Here is an 18,762-nt window from a genome sequence, read left to right as displayed (position 1 = left end):
GAACAAGCAGCCATGCGCATCGCGGCAATCGCACTCTACTTGCGTCGTTTCCTGCTGGCATGGCTGGTGTCCCTGCCGCTCGCGGCCACCCCGGCGGCGGCAAGCGGCGTGGACCCGGCCTTGCTTGCGCCGCTGGCCGGCGACGACACGGACGCCAGGCTCCAGGCGATTGCCGCGCTGGGCCAGCTGCCCGAACCGGAGGCGGCAGCGGTGCTGCAGGCGCTGGGCGAGGACCGGCTCTACGCCGCCGATGACGGCCGCGTGCTGATCGGCAACGGCGGCGCGCGCGCCATCGATGCGGCGACGGGCGCCGCCGCCGAGCTGCCCCCAGGCGCAGGCGCCATCGGCATCAATAACCGCCTGCGGCGCGCCATCGAGGCGGCGCTGGCGGGTTCGCGCCTGTATTCCGAGCAGCCCGCCGAGCGCCTGGCTGCGGCGCGCCGTCTGCAGCAGACCGGAGACCCGGCGCGCCTGCCCATGCTGGAAAAGGCATTGGCGTCCGAAAAGAACGAAGCCGTACGCGACGCGCTGCTGATTGCGCAGGCCAACCTGGAATTGAAAAGCGGCGATCCCGCCAAGCGGCGCCATGCGGTCGAGGTGCTGGGCGCCACCCGCAACGCCGCATTCCGTCCCACCCTGGCCGCGCTGGCCGAGGAGCGCGACGGCGCCTACGCGGAACCCGACGCCGGCGTGCGTGAGGCCGCGAGCCACGCGCTCAAGCAGATCGACCGCCACCTGGCCACCATCGAATGGGCCGGCAACCTGTTCTACGGCATCAGCCTGGGCAGCGTGCTGCTGCTGGCGGCGCTGGGCCTGGCCATCACCTTCGGCCTGATGGGCGTCATCAACATGGCGCATGGCGAACTGCTGATGATAGGCGCCTATGTGACCTACGTAGTGCAGACGGCGTTCCGCGCCTGGCTGCCGGGCTGGCTGGACTGGTATGTGCTGGCCGCGTTGCCGCTGGCCTTCGCCGTGACGGCGCTGGTCGGCATGGCGCTGGAACGCACCGTCATACGCTGGCTCTATGGCCGGCCGCTGGAAACGCTGCTGGCCACCTGGGGCATCAGCCTGATCCTGATGCAGGGCGTGCGCACGCTGTTCGGCGCGCAGAACGTGGAGGTGAGCAATCCCGGCTGGATGTCCGGCGGCGTCACGGTACTGGGCGGACTGGTGCTGAGCTACAACCGCCTGGTCATCATCGGCTTCGCCTTCTTCGTGGTGTTCCTGGTCTGGGCGCTGCTGAACCATACCCGCCTGGGCCTGTTCGTGCGCGCCATCACGCAGAACCGCCGCATGGCCGACTGCGTGGGCGTGCCCACCGGCCGCGTCGACATGCTGGCCTTCGGCCTGGGCTCCGGCATCGCCGGGCTGGCTGGGGTGGCGCTGTCGCAGCTGGGCAACGTGGGGCCGGACCTGGGCCGCGGCTACATCGTCGATTCGTTCATGGTGGTGGTGCTGGGCGGCGTGGGCCAGCTCGCCGGCACCGTCATCGCCGCGCTGGGCCTGGGCGGCGTCAACAAGTTCCTGGAGCCCTATGCCGGAGCCGTCATGGCCAAGATCACCATCCTGGCGCTCATCGTGCTGTTCGTCCAAAAGCGGCCGCAAGGCCTGTTCGCCCCTCGCGGCCGGAGCGTCGAATGAAACAGAACGCGCTGACTGAGCTGAATCTGCTGACCCGCCGCCCGCTGTACTCGGGACGGGTGTGGGCGGCCCTGGCCGCGGCAGTGGCGCTCCTGGCGCTGCTGCCCTTGCTGAATCTCGCTTTCCCTCCCGGCCATGCGCTGCATGTGTCGGCCTATGCCGTGGCGCTGCTGGGCAAGTTCATGTGCTACGCCATGGCGGCGCTGGCGCTGGACCTGGTGTGGGGCTATGCCGGCATCCTGTCCTTGGGCCATGGCCTGTTCTTCGCGCTGGGCGGCTATGCGCACGGCATGTACCTGATGCGCGCCATCGGCCGCGACGGCGTCTACCAGAGCGACCTGCCCGACTTCATGGTGTTCCTGGACTGGAAGAGCTACCCCTGGTACTGGTCCTTTACCGAGCACTTCTGGTACGCCATGCTGCTGGTCGTGCTGGTGCCGGGCGTGCTGGCCTTCGTGTTCGGCTACTTCGCCTTCCGCTCGCGCATCAAGGGCGTGTACTTTTCCATCATCACGCAGGCGCTGACCTTCGCCGCGATGCTGCTCTTTTTCCGCAACGACACGGGCTTCGGCGGCAACAACGGTTTCACCGACTTCAAGCGCATCCTGGGTTTCGACATCACCGCGCCCGGCACGCGCGCCGCGCTGTACTGGATCACGCTGGCCGCGCTGGCAGGCGCGCTGGTCCTTGCGCGCGCGGTCACGCAGAGCAAACTGGGCCGCGTGCTCACCGCCGTGCGCGATGCCGAGAGCCGCCTGCGCTTCATCGGCTACGACCCGCTGGGCTTCAAGCTCTTCGTCTGGACCCTGTCCGCGGTGCTCTGCGGCATCGCTGGCGCGCTCTACGTGCCGCAGGTCGGCATCATCAACCCCAGCGAGATGTCCACCGAGACCTCGATTGAAATGGTGATCTGGGTCGCCACCGGCGGACGCGGCACGCTGGTCGGCCCCATCATCGGCGCGGGCGCCGTCAACGGCCTGAAGACCTGGTTCACCAGCGTGCTGCCGGAATTCTGGCTGTACGCGCTGGGCTTGATCTTCGTGCTGGTGACGCTGTTCCTGCCCACCGGCATCGTCGGACTGGCGCGCCGCATCTGCGCCCGCATCCAGGGGAACAAGGCATGAGCAGCACGCACATCGAATCCGCCGCGCTCGACGGCGGCCCCAGCGGCGATGCCGGCTACGGCCGCGTCAGCCCCAAGGGCCTGGACACCAGCCACGGCGCCATCCTTTACCTGGAAGGCATCACGGTCAGCTTCGACGGCTTCAAGGCCTTGAACGACCTGACGCTGGACATAGGCGTGGGCGAACTGCGCTGCATCATCGGCCCCAACGGCGCTGGCAAGACCACCATGATGGACGTCATCACCGGCAAGACCCGGCCCACTTCGGGCACGGCCTACTTCGGCCAGAGCATAGACCTCACCACGCTGAACGAAGCGCAGATCGCGCATGCCGGCATCGGCCGCAAGTTCCAGCGGCCCACGGTGTTCGAGCAGCACAGCGTGTTCGAAAACCTGGAGCTGGCGATGAAGACCGACAAGCGCGTGCGGCCCACGCTGTTCGCGCGATTGAGCGGCGAACAGGCCGACAAGATCGGCGAGACGCTGGACCTGATCCGGTTGCGGCCCGAAGCGGCGTTGCCCGCGGGGCTGCTGTCGCACGGCCAGAAGCAGTGGCTGGAGATCGGCATGCTGCTGATGCAGGAGCCGCAATTGTTGCTGCTGGACGAGCCGGTGGCGGGCATGACCGATGCCGAGACCGAACGTACCGGCGAGCTGCTCAACGAATTGCGCGGACGCCATTCGCTGATGGTGGTGGAGCACGACATGGATTTCGTCAATCAGATCGCGGGCGACGGCAAGGTCACGGTGCTGCACGAAGGCTCGGTGCTGGCCGAAGGGCCGATGAGCAAGGTGCAGGCCGATCCGCGGGTCATCGAAGTCTATCTGGGGCGCTGAGATGCTGGACGTAAACACGATCGACCAATACTACGGCGGCAGCCATACGCTGCGCGGCGTGTCGCTGTCCGTGCGCCAGGGCGAATGCCTGGCGCTCTTGGGACGCAACGGCGTGGGCAAGACCACATTGCTCAAATGCGTGATGGGCGTGCTGCCGGTGGCGCGCGGCGACATCGCCTTCGACGGCGCGGACGTCACGCGCCTGGCGCCGCACCAGCGCGCGGCGCGCGGCATGGCCTATGTACCCCAGGGCCGTGACATCTTCGCCCGCTTGACGGTGGAAGAGAACATCCTGATGGGCATGGCGACCAAGCCGGCGGCGCGCGCGCGCCGCATCAAGGAAGAGGTGTACGAGCTGTTCCCCGTGCTGCGGACCATGCTGTCGCGCCGCGGCGGCGACCTGTCCGGCGGACAGCAGCAACAGCTGGCCATCGCCCGCGCTCTGGTGGCCGAGCCCAAGCTCATCATCCTGGACGAGCCCACCGAAGGCATACAGCCGTCCATCATCAAGGACATCGCCCGAGTCATCCACATGCTGCGCCAGCGCGGCGACATCGCCATCCTGCTGTGCGAACAGTACTTCGACTTCGCTCGCGAACTGGCGGATCAGTTCGTGGTGCTGTCGCGCGGCGTCGTGGTGGCGCGCGGCGACCGCGACGCCATCGACGGCGAGGATGTGCGGCGGCATCTGTCGGTTTAGGGTCCGCGCCGGACCTCGATTATTCCTGGCAAACGCTGGACGGCAGCCCCATCTGCTCCGATATAATCGGGCGCCATGTGCTCCGCTGCCTACCTGACCCGCCCCGCCGTGTGGATTGCGCTCGTCGCGATCCTGTGGGCGTCGTTGGCGCCGTCGCTGGCGCATGCACTGAGCCTGTCTCCGGCCAGCCACAACGCCCATCGCATCAGCGTCGACTTCTGCACCAGCGAAGGCGCGGGGCAAGCATCCCTGACCCTGGAGGTGCCGGGCGGCAGCAATGACGGCACCCAGGCGGACGATCACGGCGACAGCCATCATTGCCCGCTTTGCCGCAACCCCAACGCTGACGTGGGCATTCTGCCCGCGCCCGTTCCCGTCGTGCCAGCCCCTCTCGGCCGCACCATCACGTATCCGCCGCTGTTCTTCCTCGCGGCCCATCCTCTTCATGCCTGGAGCGCGGCCCAGCCGCGCGCACCGCCCGCGGTCTGAGCCGGCGCGCCCCGCCGCCTGACGGCGGCCGGTTTGCGTCCACCGCTGTTATCCCGCCGCCACGTTCCGTCCGCGCCTCCCGGCGCGTCCGGATGCGTGCCGTCATTCAGGCTCATGCGCCCCGGCCAGCCCCGCCCGCTTTGCGAGGGCCGCCGAGCGCGCAGGCCGGACCACCGGTTCCAGACATGAAGAAGACCACGACCTACACCCTGCTGCTGGGCGCGCTCGCCAGCGGCTCCGCCCAGGCCCTGACCACGGAACCCGCCGTGCCCACCCTGGCGCCCACCACCGTGCACGGCGCCGCCTCCGAAGAGCCCGCGCCCAACGGCCCCATCGACCTGAACGTGCGCGACAGCACGGGCAGCCGGCTGGGCCTGACCCTGCGTGAAACGCCAGCCAGCGTCACCGTGATCTCGCGCGAACAGATCGAGGCGCGCGGATCCTTGAACACGCAGGAGATCGCCCGCGGCATCCCCGGCGTGGACAACGCCTCGCCGCCAGGCAACGCGGGCGCGGTCAGCTACCGCGGATTCTCCGGCGGCCAGGTCTCGCAACTGTTTAACGGCATTTCCGTGCAGTACGACTCGATCGCGGCGCGGCCGGTGGATAGCTGGATCTACGACCGGGTCGAAGCGATCGGCGGTCCCTCCACCTTCCTGTTCGGCGCGGGCGCGGTCGGCGGCGCCATCAACTACGTCACCAAGCTGCCCGAACGCGACACCTTCTACGACGGCCAGCTGCGCGTGGGTTCGTTCGACAGCCGCCAACTGTCGGTGGGGCTGAACCAGCAACTGGCGGGCGAGCCCGGCGGCCGCGGCCACTATCTGCGCATCGATGCCAACACCGGCTCCAGCCACGGCTGGGTCGACGGCAACCATTCCCGCGCCAGCCAGGTGGCCGCCTCGCTACTGTCCGATCTGGGCGCCGACGTGACCCAGACCTTTGCCTTCGAGTACCAGCGCGAACAGGTGGACCGGCCCTACTGGGGCACGCCGCTGAAAACCGACGCCAACGGCGTGGTGCAAGGCACGGGCCGCATCCTGGATGGCACGCGCTTCAAGAACTACAACGTCAACGATGGCCTGTACGAGCAGTCGGTGCTGTGGGCGCGGTCCCTGACCGAATGGCGCGCCGGCTCCAATCTGACCTTCAAGAACACGCTCTACTACTATCGCGCCGAGCGCGATTACCGCAATCTGGAGAACTACCGCCTGAACGCGGGCAACAGCCTGGTGCTGCGTTCCGGAGCGCTGTTGCAACGGCACGAACAAAGCCTGATAGGCAACCGCGTCGAGGGCCTGTACCGCTCCACCCTGGCCGGCCTGCCCAGCGACTGGTCCTTCGGCGTGGACGTCAGCCAGAACAAGATCACGCGCTATCCGACCAGCCTGCCCGGCCAGGTCGACGCAGTGGATCCCTACGACTTTTCGGCCGGCGATTTCTACGACATCCCCGGCATGAAGCGCGGCCACGTCGCCGACCGCGACAACCGCATCCGCACGCTGGCGCTGACGATGGAGAACCGCACCACGGTGCTGCCGGGCGTGGCCATCGTGTCGGCATTGCGCAAGGACTTCATCGACATGGACCTGACCAATCGCCGCGCCGTCACCGCCGCCTCGCCCGCCAGCGCGCAGCGCAGCTACTCGCCGCTGACCGGACGGCTGGGCGTGAACTGGGAGCTGAGTCCGGAGGCCTCGCTGTACGCGCAGTACGCCACCGCGGCCGATCCTCCCTCGGGCATCCTGGCCACCGCCTCGTTCGCCGACGTGCTGAACAATGACAAGCTCACCACCGGCAGGCAGGCCGAGGTGGGCGGCAAGTTCAACTTCTGGGACGGCCGCGGTTCAGCCACCGTGGCGCTCTACGAGATCAAGCGCAAGAACATGGCGACCTCGGACCCTAACAATCCCGGCGTCAGCGTGCCCGTGGGCGCGCAATCGGCGCGCGGCATCGAGCTTGCCGGCGGCCTGCAGCTGACCTCCCAGCTATCCCTGCAGGGCAATGTCGCCTTCGTCGATCCCAAGTACGACGACTTCTCGCAGTCCGTGGGCGGCGTGGCGGTCTCGCGCAACGGCAACGTGCCCACCAACACTCCGCGCCGCCTGGCCAACGTCTGGCTGGACTATGCCTTCCTGCCCGACTGGACCGCCAGCATGGCCGCGCGCTACGTGGGCCGCATGTACGCGGATGCCGCCAACAGCGTCTGGACGCCGTCCTACACCGTGTTCGACGCGGCGCTGTCGCACCGGATCAACCGCAACCTCAGCGTGACGGCGCGCGTGCGCAACCTGACCGACAAGGTCTATGCCGCGAACGCGACGCCGACCATGTACTACCTGGGCGCGCCCCGCTCGTTCGAGCTCACCTTGCAGGCCCGCTTCTGAGCGGCGCGCCAGGACAGACCGCCATGAACACGACGCTACCCTCCTCCGCCCGCCATCGCGCCGGGCCGCCGCTGTCGGCGCGCGCCAAGCGCTGGCTGTACCTGATCCATCGCTGGGCGGGCATCGTGCTGTGCCTGTTCTTCGCCATGTGGTTCATCTCCGGCGTGGTGATGATGTACGTGGGCTATCCCAAGCTCACGCCGCAGGAACGCCTGACGCACTTGCCCGCGCTGGATTCCGGGGCGATCAGTGTCACACCCGCGCAGGCGCTGGCGGCGGCGGGCGCCAAGGACGCCGCCGGCATGGCGCTGGCCGCCGCCCGCGGCGGCGCGCCGGTCTACGTGATTCCCGGCGAGGCGCGCCGCGCGCCCAGGATGGTGGACGCCGCCAGCGGCGCTCTGTTGCCCCCGGCCGATGGCGCGACCGCGCTGGCCACGGCCCGTGCCTGGTCGGCAGGCCAGTATGCCGCCCGCTACCTGGGCACCGTGGACGAAGACGCCTACACCCATTCACGCGCGCTCGGCCCCGACCGGCCGCTGCACCGGGTGGACCTGGACGATCCCGCGCATACGCGGCTCTACATCTCGTCCGCCACGGGCATGGTGGTGCTGGACGCCACCCGCGCCGAACGCGTCTGGAACTACGCGGGCGCCTGGATCCACTGGCTGTATCCGTTCCGCGGCAATGCGCTGGACGGTTGGTGGCACGACATCGTGGTGTGGCTGTCGGTCGCCGGCGTGCTGCTGGCCGTGACGGGCACGGTGGTCGGCATCCTGCGCTGGCGCTTTTCGCGGCCCTATGCCAGCGGCAGCCGTTCGCCCTACCGCGAAAACATGATGCGCTGGCACCACCTGAGCGGCCTGCTGTTCGCGGCCATCACCATCACCTGGATCTTCAGCGGACTGATGTCGATGAATCCGTGGAAGCTGTTCAGCAGCGGAGCGCCGCCCTTGGCCCAGGGAGCCTATGCCGGCGCGCCCGGGAACACGCTGGCCACGCCCGGGGAACTGATCGCAGCCCTGCCCGCCGCCCCGCGCGAATTGCGCTGGGCCCGCGCCGACGGCCAGGACGTGGTGCTGGCGCGCAGCGCCGCAGGCGCCCCGCTGGTGCTGTCGGCCGGCAACGCGCAGCCCTACACGTTCGACCCGGCGGCCCTGCGCGCCGCCGCCGCCCGGCTGGTCCCCGGCGCCCGGCTCGCCAGCGCCGAAACGCTGCAGGCCTACGACTTCTATTACTACGCCCGCGACGAGCACGCGATGCTTGGCCATGTCGAGAAGCCGCTACCCGTATGGCGGCTGATCTATGACGATCCGCAGGCGACCTGGGTCTATCTGGACCCGCGCACGGGACAGATCGTGAGCCGGCAGGACAGCGGTTCGCGCACCAGCCGCTGGCTGTTTGCCTTTCTGCATAGCTGGGACTGGACCGGCCTCTTGTCGCGCCGTCCGCTGTGGGACGCCCTCCTGGTGTTCCTGAGCCTGGGCGGCGCGGCGCTCAGCCTGACCGGCGCGGTGATAGGCTGGCGGCGGCTGGGCAAGAAGCTGCGGGCCTGAAGCGCCGGCGCGGATGCACTATGCTCACAGCCTTGCATGACGATCTACCGGAAAGAGGAGCTTCCATGTCCGACGTAACCATCTATCACAACCCCAAGTGCGGCACCTCGCGCAACACCCTGGCCATGATCCGCAACGCCGGCATCGAACCGGAGGTCGTGCTGTACCTGGAAACGCCGCCCTCGCGCGCCACCTTGAAGGCACTCTTCAAGAAGGCCGGCGTCAGCGTGCGCGAGGCCCTGCGCGAGAAAGGCACGCCTTACCTGGAACTGGGCCTGGACGACGCTTCCCTCTCGGACGACGCGCTGCTGGACGCGATCGAGCAGCACCCCATCCTGCTGAACCGCCCCTTTGTCGCTACGCCGCTGGGCGCGCGCCTGTGCCGCCCGTCGGAACTGGTGCTGGACATCCTGCCCGCCCCGCAGCAAGGCGCCTTCGCCAAGGAAGACGGCGAAGCCGTGATCGACGCGCAGGGCAAACGCATCCAGAAGTAAAAGGACGCAGTCCGCGGCCTTTTGTAAGCGGACTGACGGCTGGGATCATTACCATCGCGGCAATCGTTTCATTACGCCGCGATGACAAGTCATGAATTCCCTTGAAAGCCTCAACCAGTCCCTTTTTCTCTCGATCAACGCCGACCCGGCCACTCCGGTTTGGCAGATCCACGCCGCCATGCTGGTGGCGAACCGGCTGATCCTGCTGGTGCCGGTCGTGTTGGCCGCCCTGTGGCTGTGGGGCGGCCGGCCGCAGCGCGAGGTCGCGCTGAAGACGCTGGCCAGCATCGCCGTGGCGCTGTTCGCAAGCTACCTGTGCGGCGCGCTGTGGCCGCATGCGCGGCCCTTCGTCATCGGCCTGGGACACGCCTTCTTCCCGCACAAGGCGACGTCGTCGTTTCCCAGCAACCACACCATCATCATCGCCACGCTGGCGTTCGCGCTGATCTATGACCGGCGCTGGGCCGGCTGGGGCTGGCTGGCGCTGGCCGCGGCCGTGCTGGTGGGCGCTTCCCGCGTCTACCTGGGCGTGCATTTCCCGCTGGACATCCTGGGCGGACTCCTGCTGGCGCCGGTGGCCGCCGCGCTGACCGCAATGGTGTGGCGCCGCTGCGGCGAACCGCTAACGGGCCTGACGCAGGGGCTGTACCGCAAGGTCCTGGCCCTGCCGATCGCGCGCGGCTGGATCCGCGCCTGAACGAACGCCGCGCTCAGTTGATCGCGACCTTGGCGTCCTTGACCAGCTTGGCGTAGTTCTCGGTATCCGTGCCGATGCGCGCCTTCATCTCGGCTGGCGTATCGCCGATAGGCACAGCGCCGATCTCGGCCATCCGCCGCGAGAAGTCGGGCGAACGGATGATCTTGACCATCTCGGCATTCAGGCGCCCGACCACGTCCGCAGGCGTGGCCGCCGGCGCCAGCACGCCAAACCAGGTCCCCATGTTGAAGGGCTTCAGACCGGCCTCCTCCATGGTCGGCACATCGGGCAACGCGGCCGAACGCTGATTGGTGGTGACAGCCAGCGCGCGCAGCTTGCCACTCTGGATGTGTGCCAGCACCGGCGTCACCGTGTCGAAGGACATGTCGATCTGGCCGCCCAGCAGGTCGGTGGTGAGCGGCCCGCTGCCCTTGTAGGGCACGTGCAGCAACTGCACATGCCCTTCCTTTTCGAACTGCGCGCCAATCAGGTGTTGCCCCGTGCCCATGCCGTTCGAGCCATAGGTCAGCTTGCCCGGCTGGCCTTGCGCCAGCTTCAGCAAGGACTTCACGTCCTGCGCCGGCAGCTTGGGATTGACCACCAGCACGTTGGGCACCAAGGCCACCGTGGTCACCGGCGCGAAATCCTTCTGGAAGTCGTAATGCAGGCTCTTATAGACGCTGGTCGCGATGGTGTGGTGCACGGCACCCATCAGCAGCGTGTAGCCGTCGGGCGCGGCCTTGGCCACGTAGTCCGCGCCCAGGGTCGAGCCCGCGCCTGGCTTGTTCTCCACCACCACCGGCTGGCCCAGGCTCTTGGCCAGCTCCTGGCCCAGCGCGCGCGCCAGCACGTCGGTGGTGCCGCCGGCCGGAAACGGCACGACCAGGTTCACGGGCCGGGCCGGATAGCCCTGCGCCTGCGCGCCGCCGGCGAAGGACAGGCCCGCCAGGCAGGCCAGCGCCAGGATGCGCGCAGGGTTCGTTCTCTTGTGCATGCTTGTCTCCTCGGTACGAATGGAATTCGCTTGTTCTCGTGGATCCCGCAGCGGGCCTGGGGTCTTGCGCCCCGATCCCGCTTCGGGTTTGCTTCGCCTATGCGGCCTTGGCCCTGTCCGCAGCCGCCAGCTTCGCGCACACGGCCGCCGTGACTTGCTCCGTGGTGGCGGTTCCGCCCAGGTCGCCCGTGTGCAGAGAAGGATCGGCAGTCACGCTTTCGATCGCCTGCATCAGCCGCGCGGCGGCCTGCGTTTCGCCCAGGTGCTCCAGCAGCATGACCACGGACAAGAAGGTGCCGACCGGGTTCGCCAGGCCCTTGCCCATGATGTCGAAAGCCGATCCGTGGATGGGTTCGAACATGGAGGGATAGCGGCGTTCCGGGTCGATGTTGCCGGTGGGCGCGATACCCAGGCTGCCGGCCAGCGCCGCCGCCAGGTCGCTCAGGATGTCGGCGTGCAGGTTGGTGGCGACGATGGTGTCCAGCGAGGCGGGGCGGTTCACCATGCGGGCGGTGGCCGCGTCGACCAGTTCCTTGTCCCAGGTCACGTCCGGGAACTCGCGGCTCACCTCCATGGCGATCTCATCCCACATGACCATGGCGTGGCGCTGCGCATTGGACTTGGTGACTACCGTCAGCAACTTGCGCGGACGGGATTGCGCCAGCTTGAAGGCGAAGCGCAGAATGCGTTCGACGCCCGCGCGGGTCATGATGGACACGTCGGTCGCGGCTTCCAGCGGATGGCCCTGGTGGACCCGGCCGCCCACGCCGGAGTATTCGCCTTCGGAGTTCTCGCGCACGATGACCCAATCCAGCTGTCCCGGCGCGCAGCGCTTGAGCGGCGCGTCGATGCCCGGCAGGATGCGCGTCGGACGCACATTGGCGTACTGGTCGAAGCCCTGGCAGATCTTCAGCCGCAAGCCCCACAGGGTGATGTGGTCGGGGATGTGCGGATCACCGGCAGAACCAAACAGGATGGCGTCCTTGCCGCGCAGCGCATCCAGGCCGTCGGCCGGCATCATCACGCCGTGCTTGCGGTAGTAGTCGCCGCCCCAGTCGAAATCCTCGAACTCGAAACTCAGGCCGCCGTCCCGGGCCAGTTCCTGCATGATGCGCTGTCCGGCGGGTATTACTTCCTTGCCGATGCCGTCGCCGGGGATGGTTGCGATGCGATAGGTCTTCATGTGCCGACTGGGCTCCTTGCTGGTGAGATGCTGTCGGCACTGTACTGAGGCCCGCGGCCTGCGGGCGCCGTGGAATTCACAACATCTTTTACCTGGAGTTGAAGGTGGCAGACCGAGAAACCTGACGCACATGAAAAAAAAGCGCCCGCATGGGGCGCTGTGTCAGGTTGCGGCCATGAACCAGCCGCGGGCGCGCTGCGATCAGCAGCGGCCGATGTTCAGGTCGGAGATCAGGTTGTTGAAGTTCTGGCGCAGGCTGTTGGCGTCGTCTTCGATGGTGGGACGCATCATCTTGAACGCGCCGGTGCGCGCGGCGTCTTCCTTGTAGCGGCCATTGTTGGTGTGTTCCAGGATCTTGCGGCCGGAGGCCAGGAAGCCGTTGACGTTCATCATCATGCCGGAGCAGCCCTTGGCGTCGGCTTCACGCGTCTTCTTGTCGAAGCCCAGCGCCATTTCGTTCATCTTGTCCAGCTCCTGCTTGAACGCGTCCTGGTCGGCGCCCAGGCCCTTGCCCTCAAACACGCCCGAGGCCTTGTCCATCGTGGCCTTGCCGTAATAGACCATGCCGGCGCGGTAGTAGGCGACCGTGTCCTTCTTGGCTTTCTCGAAGGCTTCCTTGGTGTTGGCCGTGTCCTTGATGGAGATGCCGCGGTAGAAGCCGTTCTCCGCCTTCACGACTTCGGTCAGCGCCGCGACATAGGCCGGACTCTTCTCGCGCGCCAGCGCGCCGTTGTCGGACAGGAAGGTCTTGGCTGCGGCATAGTTCTGCAGTTCGTGGCTCAGCGGCGCCAGCTTGCCCAACGCATCCGAGAATTCCTTGGCCGGCCCGTCGATCTCGGCGATGGGCGTCGTCATCGCCAGCGCGCGGTCGAGCTTCTCCTTGGTGCGCTGGATCGTCGAATCATTGCTGATGACAAAATCCTTGAGCGGCTTGCCTTCCTTCAGCGCCGGGACGGCATAGGCCTCGTAGCGTTCCAGCGCCTGCTCGAAAGTCGTGGAAATGCTGTTGGCGGTGTCGACGTACTGGTTGTACTTGGTGATCTCGGCCTGGGCGGTGGCCGCCTCGGGCGCTTTCGCTTCCTTCTTGGCGCTATCGTCGCCGCACGCGGCGAGCGCCAGCGTGACGGCCAGAACTGCGGACATGCGCAAGGGGCGCGGCATAAACATCTTTGTTTCCTGTTGCGGGTTGCTCTGAAGGGGACGCATGATATGCCCATCAGATGCTTAACAAGCTACAAATCTATTCAACCCTGTCACAAGAATTTTCAAGCCATCTCTGCTCGTGATCCAGCAGCCAGCGCTTGCGGTGCAGTCCGCCGCCGTAACCGGTCAGGGCGGCGTCAGCGCCCACGATGCGGTGGCAAGGCACGACGATGCCTATGGGATTCGCCCCATTGGCCGCGCCCACCGCTCGCACGGCTGCGGGACGCGCAATGCGATGCGCCAGCGCGCCATAGCTGATCGACTGGCCGCCCGACACTTCGCGCAACGCCCGCCACACTTCCCGCTGGAAGTCCGTGCCGCCCGTGGCCACATCCAGCGCGTCGATGGCGCGCACGTCGCCGTCGAAGTAATCCAGCAGCGCGCGCCGCGCGGGCGAGGCCTGGGCCGCATCGCGCAGCTCCACGTTCTGATGGCGGTACTGCCTGCGCAGCAACAGATGCATGCGCGCTTCGTAGTCCTCCCAGTCGACCGCCCGCAGGCGCCGCTGCTCGTCGCTCAGGACCAGCATCAGGCCGATGGGCGTGGGTACGCGTTCAAGCAGAAATGTCTGGGTACGGGCTGGCATGGGATGGCCTCCTGCGATGATCGACGCAAACAATATAGGCGGGGGAGCGAGCCATGCGCTGGCGGTTTTCGGACAGGAATGCCGCATCCACAACACTGTCCGAAAACCGCTAGATCCGACGCCCGCCGCGGCGTTAGCATGATTCCATGGACCTGAACCACGACGCCTGCTACAGCGCCATCCAAGTGCGCGACTCCCGTTACGACGGCCGCTTCTTCACGGCAGTGAAGACCACGCGCATCTATTGCCGCCCGGTCTGCCCCGCGCGCACGCCATTGTCGAAGAACGTCACGTTCTACGCCACCGCGGCGGCGGCGCAGGAAGCCGGCTATCACCCCTGCCTGCGCTGCCGACCCGAGACCGCGCCGGAAGTCGGACCCGGGCATGAACTGCCCGACAGCGTGGCGCGCGCGCTGCAACTGATCGAACTGGGCGCGCTGGACGAGGACGGGGTGGACGCGCTGGCGCAGCGCCTGGGCGTGGGCGAACGCCAGTTGCGGCGCCAGTTCCGCCAGCACCTGGGCGCCTCGCCCGTGGCCGTGGCCCAGACGCGGCGCGTGCTGCTGGCCAAGCAGCTGATCCACGAAACCCGGCTGCCGATGGCGGAGATCGCTTTCGCGTCGGGCTTTGGCAGCATCCGCCGCTTCAACGAGATCTTCCATGACCTGTTCGCGCGCGCCCCGGGCGAACTGCGGCGCTCCGGCAAGCCGGAAGTTTCCGCGGCGCAGGAGGGCGAGATCAAGTTGCTGCTGCGCTACCGCCCGCCCTACGACTGGGACGCCATGCTGGCTTTCCTGCGGCTGCGCGCGATTCCCGGCATCGAACACGTCACGGACGACAGCTATGCGCGCACTGTCCTGCTGGACGGCTGCCAGGGCACGGTGACGGTGCGCCCGGGCCGCGGCGATGCGCTCGAGGCCACGGTGCGCTTTCCCCGGCTGCAAGCGCTGCCGGCCATCATCGCGCGCCTGCGCCGCGTCTTCGATCTGGCCAGCGATCCGGTCGCCATCGCCGCGCAGTTCGCCAGCGATCCCGTCATGACCGAACTGATCCGCGCGCGGCCCGGCCTGCGCGTGCCTGGCGCCTGGGACGGCTTCGAGCTGGCCATGCGCGCCGTGCTGGGGCAGCAGATCACGGTGGCTGCGGCCATACGCCTGGCCGGCAAGCTGGTGGCCGCGCACGGCGCCGCCATGACCCGTCCCGAAGGCGTGCTGACCCATGTGTTCCCCTTGCCTGAAGCCGTGGCGCCGGCCGAGCTTGCGTCGCTGGGCATGCCGCGCAGCCGCGCGGCCACCTTGTCGGCGGTCGCCGCGGCGGCAGTGGCGGACAAGCATCTGTTCGATGCCGCCGGCGGCCTGGAAGACGCAGTGCGCCGGCTGCGCACGATACGCGGCGTGGGCGAATGGACGGCGCAATACATCGCGCTGCGCCAGTTGCGCGAGCCGGACGCGTTTCCGTCCGCCGACATCGGCCTGATCCGCGGACTCGAAAGACTGGAAGCGCGGACCTATACCCCGGCGCAATTGCTGGCCCGCGCCGAAACCTGGCGGCCTTGGCGCGCCTACGCGGCGCAGCACCTGTGGACGGCCTGAGCGCGGCCCGGGTTCACCACTGGTCTTCCGCGCCCTTGCGGAAATACGCCACCAGGAAGTCCACGAACACGCGCACCTTGGCCGACAGGTGGTGCCGTTCCGGAAAGACAGCGTAGATGTCGGCTTGCGGCAAGGCGTAGTCTTCCAGCACCTGCACCAGCCTGCCGCTGCGCAGATAGCGCGCCAGATCCCATTCGGCGCGCTGCAGGATGCCCAGGCCGGCCAGGCCCCAGGTCAGCGTCACTTCCCCGTCATTGCTGCTGAGGTTGCCGCGCACCTTCACGGTCTCGCTGCGGCGTCCCTTGGTGAAACGCCACAGGCCGTACGCGGCTTCATTCTGCCGCAGCACGATGCACTGGTGCCGCGCCAGGTCGTGCGGCGTGGCAGGCACTCCGTGGGCCTTCAGGTAGCCCGGCGACGCGCAGACCAGGCGCCGGTTAGGCGCGATCTTGCGGGCGATGAGGCGGGTGTCGGGCAGGTCGCCGAAGCGCACGGCCACATCGACGGCGTCCTGCACGAAGTCGGCCGGGCTGTCGGTCAGCTGCAATTGCAGCGACACCTCGGGATATTTCCGAGCGAACTCCGCAATCGCGGGCGCGATGTAGCTGCGGCCGAAACCCAGCGGCGCGTTGATCTTGAGCAGGCCGCGCGGACTGTCCTGGCGGCTGGCGATCAACTGGTCCAGGTCTTCGATCTCGCCCAGGATGCGGCGGGCGTTCTCCAGGTAGACCTCGCCTTCCGCGGTCAGGCTCAGGCGTCGCGTGCTGCGATTGACCAGCCGCACGCCCAGCCGCGCCTCGATCTGGGCCAGCCGCTTGCTGACCGCGGCCGGCGTGACGCCCAGCTCGCGGGCGGCGGCGGACATGCCGCCGGCGCGCACCAGTTCGACGACCAGCTGCAACTCGTTGGAATGTCCCATGGCCCCTCCAGGTCCGCAGGGTGCGCGGCACCCTGGCGCGGGGCGGATCAGTCGCGGAAGTTTTCGAACTGCAGCGGCAGGTCGACGTCGGTCTTCTTCAGCAGCGCGATGGCGGTCTGCAGGTCGTCGCGCTTCTTGCCGCTGATGCGCAGCTTGTCGCCGTTGATCTGCGATTCCACCTTGAGCTTGGCGTTCTTGATGGCGGCGATGAGCTTCTTGGCCACCGGCTGCTCGATGCCTTGCTTGATGGTGACCTTCTGGCGGGCGCCACCCAGGTTTTCAAGGGGATCGGCCACGTCCAGGCAGCGCACATCGATGCCGCGGGCCGACAGGCGGCCGCGCAGGATGTCCAGCATCTGCTTGAGCTGGAAGGCGCTGGAAGCGACCTGGGTCACGACAAATTCGTCGAGCTCGAACTTGGCGTCGGTGCCCTTGAAATCGAAGCGGGTGGCCAGTTCGCGGTTGGCTTGATCGACAGCGTTGGAGAGTTCGTGTTTGTCGACTTCGGAGACGACGTCAAAAGTAGGCATGACACGGGGTCCTGTTGGGTAAATGTTGAAAAAGGCGAATACCAGCGTAACGCCTATTTTACCGGCCCCACAGCCCGAGTCACGCCATCAGCACCAGCAGGCGGCCGGCCTGCAGGGGATGCGCGATCACCTGCGCGTCGATACCGTAGGCCAGATACAGATTGGCCGGCGTCAGGACCTCTGCCGGCGTCCCCTGGGCGATGCCGCGTCCGCCGCTGAGCAGCAGCAGGCGGTCGCACCAGCGGGCGGCCAGATTCATGTCGTGCAGGATCACCAGTACACCCGTATTGCCGGCATGGGCCAGCTCCCAGGAGCGCCGCAGCAGGTCGCCCTGGTGCTTGGGATCCAGGCTGGCGGTGGGTTCGTCCAGCAAGAGGTAGCGCGGCTCGTCGCGTTCGCGCGCGGCATGGCATTGAACCAGTACGCGGGCGAACTGGACGCGCTGCTGTTCGCCGCCGGACAGCTCGGGATAGCGCCGCCCGGCAAGATGCGCGGCGTCGGCCTCGCCCAGCGTTTGCGTCACCAGCGCGTCCACCACGGATGGCGCCAACTCCGGGAACGGATAGGCGCCCATGGCGACCACCTCGCGCACGCTCAGGTCGAAGGTCAGCCCCGGCTTTTGCGGCAGCACGGCGCGGCGGCGCGCCTGCTGCCGGTGCGGCATGGCGGCAAGCGAGGTTTCGCCCAGACTCAGCTGGCCCGCATCGGCAGGCAATTCCGCTGACAACACGCCCAGCAAGGTGGATTTTCCGGCGCCGTTGGCCCCCAGCAGGCCCACGACTTCTCCCGGACGAATGTCCAGCGATACATCGGTGAGAATGCGCGCTGCGCCGCGATTCACCGTCACGTTTTGCGCGGTTAGCGTCATCCTATCCTCCGTCCGCGCGCCAGTAGCCACAGAAAGAACGGCCCGCCCACCAGGCCCGTCACCAGGCCGATAGGCAGCTCCGCCGGCACCACCACGGTACGCGCCAGCCAATCCGCGAGGATCAGCGCCAGGCCGCCGGCCAGGATGGTCGCAGGCAGCAGCCAGCGGTGATTGGCGCCCAGTGTCATGCGCACCAGGTGCGGCACCACCAGGCCGACGAAGACAATGGTGCCCGTGGCGGCGACCAGGGGCCCGACGATGAGCGCGCTGGCCAGCACCAGCCTGGCCCGCACGCGCTTGAGCGTGTAGCCCAAATGCTGGGCCTCGCGCTCGCCCAGCAGCAGCGCGTTCATGACGCGCCACTGGCTCATCAGCCACAGGCTCACCAGCAGCACCCAGGGTCCCAGGAAGGCCAGCACCTTCCAGTTCGCGCCGCCCAGGCTGCCCATGTTCCAGAACGTCAGGTCGCGCAGCTGCGCGTCGGTGGCGACGAAGGTGAACAGGCCGATCAGGCTGAACGCCATGGCCGTGATGGCCACGCCTGCCAGCAACAGGCCCGCCACGCCCGGCACGCGCCGGCCCACCGCGTAGGCGCAAAGCGTGGCCAGCAGGCTGCCGGCGAAGGCGGCAGGCGCGGTGATCCAGAAGCCGCCGGACGTCAGCACGATGGCGGCCACCGCCCCCAGCGCGCCGCCCGCCGAGATGCCGATCAGGCCGGGTTCGGCCAGCGGATTGCGGAACAGCGCCTGCATGGCCGCGCCGGACACCGCCAGGCCCGCGCCCGCCACCAGCGCGAACAGCACGCGCGGCAAGCGGATGTCGATCAGCACATTGCGCCACAGGGCAGTCTCCGGCGTGGGCGCGCCCCACAGCAGGGACGGCAGCTCGCGCAAGGGGATCGCCACCGCGCCGTTGGCGGTGGCGGCCACCACGGCCAGCATCAGGGCCGCTGCCAGCAGGCCC

The 18,762-nt window shown here is 67.9% G+C and carries 18 protein-coding genes; 10 read left to right on the top strand and 8 right to left on the bottom strand.

The window, feature by feature from the left end:
* The first annotated feature begins 12 nt into the window (after positions 1-12).
* From urtB to HV766_RS05660, 9 genes are all read left to right on the top strand, one after another.
* Complete coding sequence (urtB, locus tag HV766_RS05700; protein WP_175180730.1) at positions 13-1,644, top strand: urea ABC transporter permease subunit UrtB; 1,632 nt, start codon at positions 13-15, stop codon at positions 1,642-1,644.
* Positions 1,641-2,768: an urea ABC transporter permease subunit UrtC gene (gene urtC, locus HV766_RS05695; RefSeq protein ID WP_175180729.1), complete on the top strand. Its 1,128-nt coding sequence runs from the start codon at positions 1,641-1,643 to the stop codon at positions 2,766-2,768. The genes urtB and urtC overlap by 4 nt, the downstream gene beginning before the upstream one ends.
* Positions 2,765-3,604, top strand: coding sequence for an urea ABC transporter ATP-binding protein UrtD (urtD, locus tag HV766_RS05690; protein WP_054451622.1), 840 nt, complete (start codon positions 2,765-2,767; stop codon positions 3,602-3,604). The genes urtC and urtD overlap by 4 nt, the downstream gene beginning before the upstream one ends.
* Position 3,605: 1 nt before the next feature.
* On the top strand, positions 3,606-4,304 hold the full coding sequence (urtE, locus tag HV766_RS05685; protein ID WP_054451623.1) for an urea ABC transporter ATP-binding subunit UrtE: 699 nt from the start codon (positions 3,606-3,608) through the stop codon (positions 4,302-4,304).
* Positions 4,305-4,379: 75 nt separating this feature from the next.
* Positions 4,380-4,793 carry a DUF2946 domain-containing protein gene (locus HV766_RS05680; protein ID WP_175180728.1) on the top strand — a complete coding sequence of 138 codons (414 nt, stop codon included), beginning with the start codon at positions 4,380-4,382 and terminating at the stop codon, positions 4,791-4,793.
* Between the two features lie 185 nt (positions 4,794-4,978).
* Complete coding sequence (locus HV766_RS05675) at positions 4,979-7,180, top strand: TonB-dependent receptor (RefSeq protein ID WP_175180727.1); 2,202 nt, start codon at positions 4,979-4,981, stop codon at positions 7,178-7,180.
* Positions 7,181-7,203: 23 nt separating this feature from the next.
* Entirely contained in the window at positions 7,204-8,733 is a 1,530-nt protein-coding gene (locus tag HV766_RS05670; protein WP_175180726.1) for a PepSY-associated TM helix domain-containing protein, read from the top strand.
* Between the two features lie 65 nt (positions 8,734-8,798).
* Entirely contained in the window at positions 8,799-9,227 is a 429-nt protein-coding gene (arsC, locus tag HV766_RS05665) for an arsenate reductase (glutaredoxin) (RefSeq protein WP_054451627.1), read from the top strand.
* A gap of 91 nt (positions 9,228-9,318) precedes the next feature.
* Entirely contained in the window at positions 9,319-9,924 is a 606-nt protein-coding gene (locus HV766_RS05660; RefSeq protein WP_175180725.1) for a phosphatase PAP2 family protein, read from the top strand.
* Between the two features lie 13 nt (positions 9,925-9,937).
* On the opposite strand, the gene HV766_RS05655 is transcribed toward HV766_RS05660, so the two are convergent.
* The 4 genes from HV766_RS05655 to ogt form a co-directional block, all read right to left on the bottom strand.
* Entirely contained in the window at positions 9,938-10,918 is a 981-nt protein-coding gene (locus HV766_RS05655; protein ID WP_119451784.1) for a Bug family tripartite tricarboxylate transporter substrate binding protein, read from the bottom strand.
* Between the two features lie 97 nt (positions 10,919-11,015).
* The gene (locus HV766_RS05650; RefSeq protein WP_175180724.1) at positions 11,016-12,101 is read right to left on the bottom strand and encodes a tartrate dehydrogenase; all 1,086 of its coding nucleotides are present in this window, start codon (positions 12,099-12,101) and stop codon (positions 11,016-11,018) included.
* Between the two features lie 201 nt (positions 12,102-12,302).
* Positions 12,303-13,268, bottom strand: a complete 966-nt coding sequence (locus HV766_RS05645) for a DUF3829 domain-containing protein (protein ID WP_054451631.1) — start codon at positions 13,266-13,268, stop codon at positions 12,303-12,305.
* A 73-nt stretch (positions 13,269-13,341) separates the two neighbouring features.
* A complete protein-coding gene (gene ogt / locus HV766_RS05640) occupies positions 13,342-13,890 on the bottom strand; it encodes a methylated-DNA--[protein]-cysteine S-methyltransferase (protein ID WP_175180723.1) in 549 nt (182 codons plus the stop codon).
* A gap of 146 nt (positions 13,891-14,036) precedes the next feature.
* On the opposite strand from ogt, the gene HV766_RS05635 reads away from it, so the two are divergent.
* Positions 14,037-15,482 carry an AlkA N-terminal domain-containing protein gene (locus HV766_RS05635; RefSeq protein WP_175180722.1) on the top strand — a complete coding sequence of 482 codons (1,446 nt, stop codon included), beginning with the start codon at positions 14,037-14,039 and terminating at the stop codon, positions 15,480-15,482.
* Between the two features lie 13 nt (positions 15,483-15,495).
* Here the strand turns inward: HV766_RS05635 and HV766_RS05630 are convergent, their stop codons facing one another.
* From HV766_RS05630 to HV766_RS05615, 4 genes are all read right to left on the bottom strand, one after another.
* Positions 15,496-16,401, bottom strand: coding sequence for a LysR family transcriptional regulator (locus HV766_RS05630; protein WP_054451633.1), 906 nt, complete (start codon positions 16,399-16,401; stop codon positions 15,496-15,498).
* 47 nt (positions 16,402-16,448) lie between these two features.
* Complete coding sequence (locus HV766_RS05625) at positions 16,449-16,931, bottom strand: YajQ family cyclic di-GMP-binding protein (protein ID WP_054451634.1); 483 nt, start codon at positions 16,929-16,931, stop codon at positions 16,449-16,451.
* Positions 16,932-17,010: 79 nt separating this feature from the next.
* Complete coding sequence (locus HV766_RS05620) at positions 17,011-17,799, bottom strand: heme ABC transporter ATP-binding protein (RefSeq protein ID WP_119451781.1); 789 nt, start codon at positions 17,797-17,799, stop codon at positions 17,011-17,013.
* The gene (locus HV766_RS05615) at positions 17,796-18,740 is read right to left on the bottom strand and encodes a FecCD family ABC transporter permease (RefSeq protein ID WP_119451788.1); all 945 of its coding nucleotides are present in this window, start codon (positions 18,738-18,740) and stop codon (positions 17,796-17,798) included. Before HV766_RS05615 ends, HV766_RS05620 begins: the two co-directional genes overlap by 4 nt.
* Between the last annotated feature and the right edge of the window lie 22 nt (positions 18,741-18,762).

Origin of the sequence: Achromobacter aegrifaciens (assembly GCF_902859735.1) — a bacterium.
GTDB lineage: Bacteria > Pseudomonadota > Gammaproteobacteria > Burkholderiales > Burkholderiaceae_B > Achromobacter > Achromobacter aegrifaciens.
The sequence above is the reverse complement of the archived record's forward strand: the minus strand, read 5'-3'. Positions and strand labels throughout refer to the sequence as shown.